The organism is Mesorhizobium sp. M7A.F.Ca.CA.002.04.1.1 (assembly GCF_004022805.1).
In the GTDB taxonomy this organism is placed as follows: Bacteria; Pseudomonadota; Alphaproteobacteria; order Rhizobiales; family Rhizobiaceae; genus Mesorhizobium; species Mesorhizobium ciceri.
On sequence record NZ_RZPL01000002.1, the window covers coordinates 25,222 to 32,694 of the forward strand.

5 protein-coding genes are annotated in these 7,473 nt (G+C 59.9%); all 5 read right to left on the reverse strand.

Annotation, left to right across the window (positions count from 1 at the left end; genetic code table 11):
• Nucleotides 1–3: 3 nt before the first annotated feature.
• Nucleotides 4–984, reverse strand: coding sequence for an NAD(+) synthase (nadE, locus tag ENZ75_RS00240; protein ID WP_272482884.1), 981 nt, complete (start codon nt 982–984; stop codon nt 4–6).
• Nucleotides 984–3,578, reverse strand: a complete 2,595-nt coding sequence (locus ENZ75_RS00245; RefSeq protein ID WP_082826410.1) for an AMP-binding protein — start codon at nt 3,576–3,578, stop codon at nt 984–986. The genes nadE and ENZ75_RS00245 overlap by 1 nt, the downstream gene beginning before the upstream one ends.
• Nucleotides 3,579–5,014: 1,436 nt before the next feature.
• Nucleotides 5,015–5,608 carry a DJ-1/PfpI family protein gene (locus tag ENZ75_RS00260; RefSeq protein WP_013533129.1) on the reverse strand — a complete coding sequence of 198 codons (594 nt, stop codon included), beginning with the start codon at nt 5,606–5,608 and terminating at the stop codon, nt 5,015–5,017.
• Nucleotides 5,609–5,680: 72 nt separating this feature from the next.
• Nucleotides 5,681–6,631: a substrate-binding domain-containing protein gene (locus ENZ75_RS00265; protein WP_063167484.1), complete on the reverse strand. Its 951-nt coding sequence runs from the start codon at nt 6,629–6,631 to the stop codon at nt 5,681–5,683.
• A 54-nt stretch (nt 6,632–6,685) separates the two neighbouring features.
• Nucleotides 6,686–7,473 (reverse strand): ABC transporter permease (locus tag ENZ75_RS00270; protein WP_164887704.1); only part of this gene is annotated, 788 nt, incomplete at its 5' end.

Consider the following 7,473-nt stretch of genomic DNA (forward strand, 5'->3'; position numbering starts at 1 on the left):
GGGTCAATCCCTGTCCATCGCAGCGGACAGCTGCGGCCGTGCGTGAAGGTAGCGGGCGGCGCGGCGTTTGCTGACGATATCCTTATAGACCTTCTCGACCTGCTCGGCCGTCAGGCCGGCGGCGGCGGCAACCACGCCGGCCGAAATTCCGTGATTCATGCCGTAGAGGCACAAATCCATCAGCTGATAGGGCAAGGCGAAGTAGAACTCCTCCTGGGTTTGCGCCATGGAAAACGTGTCCGTGGTCGGCGGCCTCATTCGGACCTCCTCGTCAATCCCGAGATATTCCGCCAGCTGATAAACCTGGGTCTTGTAGAGATGGACGATCGGCATCACGTCGGCGACGCCGTCGCCCTGCTTGACGAAGAAGCCTTGGTCATATTCGAGCCGGTTTGGCGTGCCTGCCACTGCATAGTTGAGGCGGTCCGCATGATAGTATTCAGTCATCTTGCGAACCCGCTGCTTGTAGTTGGTTGCAGCGACGATCTGCAGGTAAGCCGCCGGCGAAAGACGCACGGTGTCGATCTTTCCGTCCGGATCCTCGACGGTGAGGCGCGTGATATTAAGGCCGCTGCTCTCCAGCACCGATGCCATGACCAGCTTGCATTTCCAGCCTTCGCCATATCCAGGGACGGCAGTTCGGATGGCCTCCATCTGTCGGGCGTAGGCACCGATGCCCTCGAGCGCCGGCTGGATATCTTCAAGGATTGTGTCGATGCCAAGCTGCCCGGCGACGCTGCGGCCAAGCCTCAGCGAGTCGCCGGATGAATCGCGCTCCGGCATGAACAGGCCCAGTACCTTGTCCCTGCCGAACGCGCGTGCGCAGACCGTTGCGACGACCGAACTGTCGATGCCTCCGGAGAGCCCGACAACCACTCCGCGGCGCCGTTGTGTGCCGAGAACCTGTTCGCGCAAGGTCTCGACGATGCGATCGATCTCCAGCCGGGCATCGAGCGCCAGCACACCGCTGCTGAATTCCCCGATCAGGTCGATGACACTGCCTCCCGTTTCTGTGACTCGATTGAAGAGTAGGTCTCAGTCACAGCGTTTTCGATGAGCGGGCGATTGATGGTCAGATGAGGCTCCACGACCATGTCGATGTGAGTGCCGGCGATCGGAATGACGTCCAGATGGACGAATGCCCGATCCCACCCAAGTGCAAGCGGCATTCCGGGCCGCGCGCAACGGAACAAGGTGCCGGTGATCGGCAGTATCGGCCTGGGTTCTGTGAGCCACTGGAAGAAGGCGCGCGCGCGCAGAACTTCCTGCAGTTCCAGTTTGGTTCTGAAGCTCGTCGGGTTGAACTGACCCTCGGCATAGCGATCGAGGAAGCTGGCAAGCCGGGATTCGCAGTGCATTTTGACCGCGACCTTGGCAAGCGCGCGGCATGCCACTCGACTAGCCGATATACGATTGGTTCGGATCCGGTGAAATGTCCGGGTAATCGTCTCCCAACGCTTGCTGCGTTCGCCAACCAGGCTGGTATCCAGAATGCCCGTGAACGCTACCGCTCGCCCTTGATCAAGCAGACGCGCGGCAACCTCAAAAGCAACCGCTCCTCCGAGCGAGTGACCAAGCAGGCGAACACAGCCGGTCGGCTGTACGCGGTTGATATGATCGATTGCAGCTTCGACCATTGCGGCGACGGTGTTCTGACCTTGCAGGATCATGCCCAGGGCCGGATATCTGATGGGAGACACCCTGGCGACCTTGCTTATTGCCGATGCGAACGAAGCAAGGCTCGGACCATAGCCGACCGACCCGGGGAAAAGGAAAAGCAGCGGAGGCTCGTGTTTCCAAGCGGGCGCGTGCTCGCCGCCTCCTTGAGCAGAAATGACCGCTGCAACCATCTCATCGAAGCTCATTCCAACCGTGAAGGCTTCCAATCCGAGCTCCTGCCCGATCGCGCTTTCGATTTCCATGACGCAGTGCAGCAGCTTCAGCGAATCTCCCCCCGCTTCATCCCAACAGCCCAGGGCGACCCGCGTCTTGAGGACCTTGGTCCAGGCACGCCGTACGATCTGATGAGCAGGAACTTCATGTCCCGCATGGGGTATTTGCGGTGGGGGCGTGGTTTCCCGAACCGAAAGGTCAATTGCAGCCAGCGTTGTCATATCGATCTTTCCGCTGGGCAGTCGCGGTATCTCGGCGCTTGCATGGAGTCGCAACGGGCAAAGCGCCGGCGGCAATTTTGTCCTGGCAAGTTGGCGCAGCTCGTCGCAAAAACTGGCTCCCGCTCCGCTGTGCGGTACGGCGAATGCAACCAGTTCATTCGCCGGGGTGACGATAACCACGGCATCCTTCACCGACGGCGCGCCACGCAGCACCCGTTCGAGTTCGGCCGGCTCAACGCGCCGCCCATTGACCTTTATCTGGCGCCCTTTGCGGCCTATGATCCGCAGCAGGCCGTCACTCCCGATTTGCACAAGATCGCCCGTCGCAAAGATGCGAAGCGTCTGGTCGTCGGGGTCTACTTCAAACGGAACAACGGCCCCGTTTTCCCAATGTCCAAGCGCGACATACGGGCTTCTGATCAACAGTTCTCCGATCTTGCCGGGCTGAACCGGGTAACCCTCTTCATCGACCACTGCGAAGCTGATTCCCGGAAGCAGCCAGCCGACGGGAGCCGAAGAATCGAATTCCGGCCAATCGTGCGGCAAGAACCACTGCGATCCCGTCGTTTCCGTCGATGAATAGCCGATCTGCACCAGGCAATTTGGCGGGACAGCCTTGCGCACGAGGCGGATGTCGGCCGAAGATACCTTCTCGCCTCCAATTCGGGCAACTCTGAGCGAACCAAAGGCGTCCGCGGGTTCATCCGCCAAGAGAGCGCGAAGCAATGCCGGCACCAGATAGGTGATCGTCACGCCTTCGGATTGCATGCGGCCGCGAACCGCGCGCAGGCCGACGGCTTCAACCTCCACAAGCTGCAACGTGGCACCCGTGAGCAGAGCGGCAAGAATTTCCCGACAGCCGGCGATGGTTGCCGGGCCGGTCAGAGGCAGGAATACATCCTGTGCATTGATGTGGCACGCATCGACATATTGCTGCACTCGGCACAGCAAGTTCCGCTGGCTGTTGACAATCCCCTTGGGGCGGCCCGTGCTGCCGGAGGTATAAAGCACGATTGCCGGTGCATCGACAGAAACCACACGGTGTGCGGCTGGATGGGGCGTTGCCTGCAATGATTGCGCCATATCGATCCAGGCAACGTGCTGGGGCAGATCAAGGCCGTGGAGGCCTTTGTCGCCAATTATGGCGGAGAGCCTCGCGTCGGCGACGATTTCGTTGATGCGCGAGTCCGGATCTCGCACGTTAAGCGGCACTGACGGCCGACCGGATGCCATGCTGGCCAGCATCGCAACGGTGTACCAGACCGAGTTGGCCTGAAGTATTCCAACCGCATTTCCGTCGGGAACGACGGCTTCAATCCAGCCGGCCAATGCCTCGACCGCCCGAAAAAGCTCGGAATAGGTCAGTCGATTGGTGCCGTCGCTGGCGGCTAATTTTTCGGAATAACGCCCGGCGATCTCCCTCAGGTGATCAAAGACAGGAACGTCGGCGAAGCCAGTTCCCATCCGTTGATGCAGACGTAGAACAGGCCCGCCATGGTCAAGAGCATGATCGGGAGCTTTTAGCCATCGGCAAGGGACCACCGCTTGGTAGTCAGCCTGCACCGTTTGAATCGCCCTCGAAGATTCTAAATGCGCCAGAGACATAAGGGCCCCACGCTAGGATTGTTGCCGCTTATCGCTCCGCGGCATGATCTTTTCATCAATCATTCGGATGATGCGTGAGACGGTCTTAATCGCTTGAATTATTCGAAGATGAAGAGGCCAGCCTGCGCCCGCCCGGGCTGCGGGACTACCTTACCTTACAGAGGTGTCGGGCTGCGCGCTGCTATCCGCTTTGCCAGTACTTGAAACGAAGCAGTATGCGAACACTTCCCCTCCAAGCTCATCCGTTACACGAACCCAATTGTTTTCCCAAGTCCGCAGGGTAACCTGGCGTCCCGTTGACATAGTCGCCGCCGTGAACGGGCTGGACGCATTGACGTTACTCGCCGCGACCACGTCATCCCCCTCCATTTGTTCCACCAGGTATGTTTGCATCACTGCTCCTGACTGTGGGGCAAGGCCGGTTCAATCGCGTGTAGCTGGACAACTCCAACCGCAGGGAACGGATTTCGTTCCATGCTACAGGCAACCCTACCGCCGGAAGTCAGCCTTCAGATCGCCTGCCCTCCTGGCAGGACCGTGGCCTAGCCGCTGAACGACTGGTCAGGACTGAGCTATGCTTTGGGGGAGATGGACCTCGCCCTGCGAATCCGCATACTTCTGGAAAAGTGCAATCTTGTCGGGATACGTAATCCGGATTTCGCTGTGACAGCCCTCGCAGCGATATTTGGACGCAACCTGGAACCAGCGCCCGGGTTTCAGCAAAGCCAATCCGCAGCGAGGACATTTGAACGTCATTTCAAGAGGGCATAGATTCTGACACAGCGGCATTTCGCAAAGTCCATAAGGGATACCTAATGTTAGGCAACGACAGCCGGCCGAAATCGTTCCTGGACGCCGTTCTTTTCGTCAGGCCGATGACCAGCCCCGGACGCCGGGAGATTATTGGATTATCCGCGATGCCAGATTTACTGACGCGGGCCTGAACTCAAGCGCACCCCGATTTCCGGTGGCGTAGCGCCGTTGCAGGCGTTGACTGATGTCAGCAGCTTGCAATCCGAATGAGCAAGCCCGGAGCGAGGTGGCCTCGGGGGGACGACGGGGCCGCACGGTCGACGACACGGCCTATCCGGATGCTGAAACAACGCCGCGCGCCGACCCTGTCGAACAGCACCAGTGGAACAGGCAGGACGAAAAGCGGCGCAACAGGCGGCAATACTTAAGTGTCTCGCCTATATCGTAGCTCGGAAGCCGCGATCCCGACCGAGTTGATGGATATGGAAGCGCTGTTGAAGGGAACCGACGCATCCCTTGGCGAATGCGTCGGTTCCAGAAGTTTATGCGTGGCGGATTTCCGTTCCCAGCACCTTCAGACATTCGCGGATGAACGCAGCAAGCGCCGTCCAACCTTTGGCCGAAACCATTGTCCCGTCCACATAGGCCTCGGTCGGCGACAGGTCGATATAGGTGCCACCCGCCAGTGTCACCTCCGGCTCGCAGGCGCCGAGTGCCGCGACCTTCTTGCCGCGCACCACGCCGTCGACAGCGATCAGGATCTGCACGCCGTGGCAGATGGTGAAGATTGGCTTCTTGGCCTCGTGGAAATGGCGCACGATCGCCTGCACGCGCTTGTCGGTGCGGATGTATTCCGGGCCGCGGCCGCCCGCGCAGTAGACGGCATGATACTGATCGAGCTGCCTCTCGGCTTCCGAGAAAGTCTTGTTGATCAGCGCATAATGGCCGAGCTTTTCGGTGTAGGTCTGGTCGCCCTCGAAGTCGTGCAGCGAGGTCTTGATCAGATCTCCGGCGTTCTTGTCCGGGCATACCACGTGGATGGTGTGACCGACGGCTTCCATCGCTTGCTGATAGACAAAGATTTCGTATTCTTCGGTGAACTCACCGGTCAGCATCAGTATCTTTTTGCCTGGCATGGTTCTTCCTCTCAGTGTTTTGAGCTAGGCAAGGCGCAGACTGCGCCTGCCTTTCTGTGAAATCGGATAGGGTCAGAATGGCGAATCCGGAAAGTAATATTCCTTGGCGTTGGCCTGGGTGATCAACGGCGCGTCGAGCTTGACGGTGCCACGGACGGGTGCCTGGCCGATCAGGTTGGCGACTGTCATGTAGATCGCGGTCTTGATCATCGACGGCGGGTATGGCGTCTCGACCGGCGTCATGGCGTCGCCGTCGATCACTTTCTTGACGATGTCCTTCATGCCGTTGCCACCGAGCGCAAGCTTGATGTCGGTCCGCCCCGACTGCTTGACCGCCTCGAGCACGCCAAGCAGCATGTCGTCGTCATTGGCCCACACCGCATCGATATGCGGGTACTTGGCCAGATAGTCCTGCATCAGCTTGAAGGCTTCGTCGCTGTTCCAATGCGCGTACTGGATGTCGAGGACTTTCAGATCAGTGCCTTTGATCGTGTCCTGGAAGCCCTTGATGCGCTCGTCGTCGATGACGGTCGGAATGCCGCGCAACACAACGACGTCGCCCTTGCCGCCAAGCTTGTCGATCATGAACTTGGCGGTGTTGGTGCCAACCGCGATATTGTCGCCGGCGAGGTAGAGATCCTGGACGGAGGCGTCAGTCAGACCCCGATCGACGACGGTGATGAACGTGCCCATGTCCTTGATAGCGTTGACCGGCTGGGTCAGCTCTTCCGAGCTGTAAGGCAGGATCACCAGAGCATCCAGCTTGCGGCTGGCCGACAGGTCCTCAAGCGCGCTGACCTGCTCCGCCGCGGACGGCGACGTCTTCACGACCACTTCGACGTTCGGGAACGCGGCGTTGATTTCCTTGGCCGCCGCTTGTGCGTGGTAGACGATGCCCGCTGTCCAACCGTGGTCAGCGGCCGGTATCGACACCGCGATGACCTTCTTGTCTTGCGCCATGGCCTGGCCGGCCAGCAGCAGCGCGCCAAGTGTCGCTGCCGCAATCCATTTTCTACTGAACATTGTCTTCTCCCTTGGACCTACAAGAACGTTAATCCGCGTGGTCCGGACGCGGCGCTATTTCGAATTCGAAAACCGCTGGATGAGCATGGCGATGATGATGATGACGCCTTGAACAGCGGCAACGAGGTATTCGGAGACGAAGTCCGAGAGCACCATGAGATTGGCGATGAGTTCCAGGATGACGGCGCCGGCGACTGTCCCCCACACATGGCCCTTGCCGCCGCGCAATGCGGTGCCGCCAATCACCACGGCGGTGATGACCTGCAGTTCCCAAAGCTGTCCGGTTGTCGGCGTTGCGGCGCCCAGGCGCGGCACGTAGCAGATCGCGGCAATCGCCACACAGACACCCTGGACGATATAGGCCACGGTCCGTGTCCTGATCACCGAGATGCCGGAATAACGGGCGACATCCTCATTGGCGCCGACCGCCGCACATTTGCGCCCATATTTCATCTTGTAAAGGATGAAGGATGCGACCGCGGCGACTGCGACGGATATGAGGATTGGAACCGGGATCCCGCCGACCGTGCCGAAATAGACAGGCCGGTAGGCCTCGCGCAACGACCTGTCGATCGGTATCGTGCCGCCATCGGTCAGATAGGTTATCAGCGCCCGGAAAATCCCCATCGTGCCCAGCGTGGCGATAAACGGTTCGATCCTGCCGACCGTGACGATGAGCCCGTTGGCAAGCCCGCACAGGAGGCCGACCAGGATCGCAACCGCCATACCGGCGGGAATAGCCCAGATGCCGGCATGCGGCGCCACCGCGTTCATGAACATGATGGTGATGCCGGTGATGAAGGCGGCCATCGAGCCGACGGAAAGATCGAGCCCCCCCGACG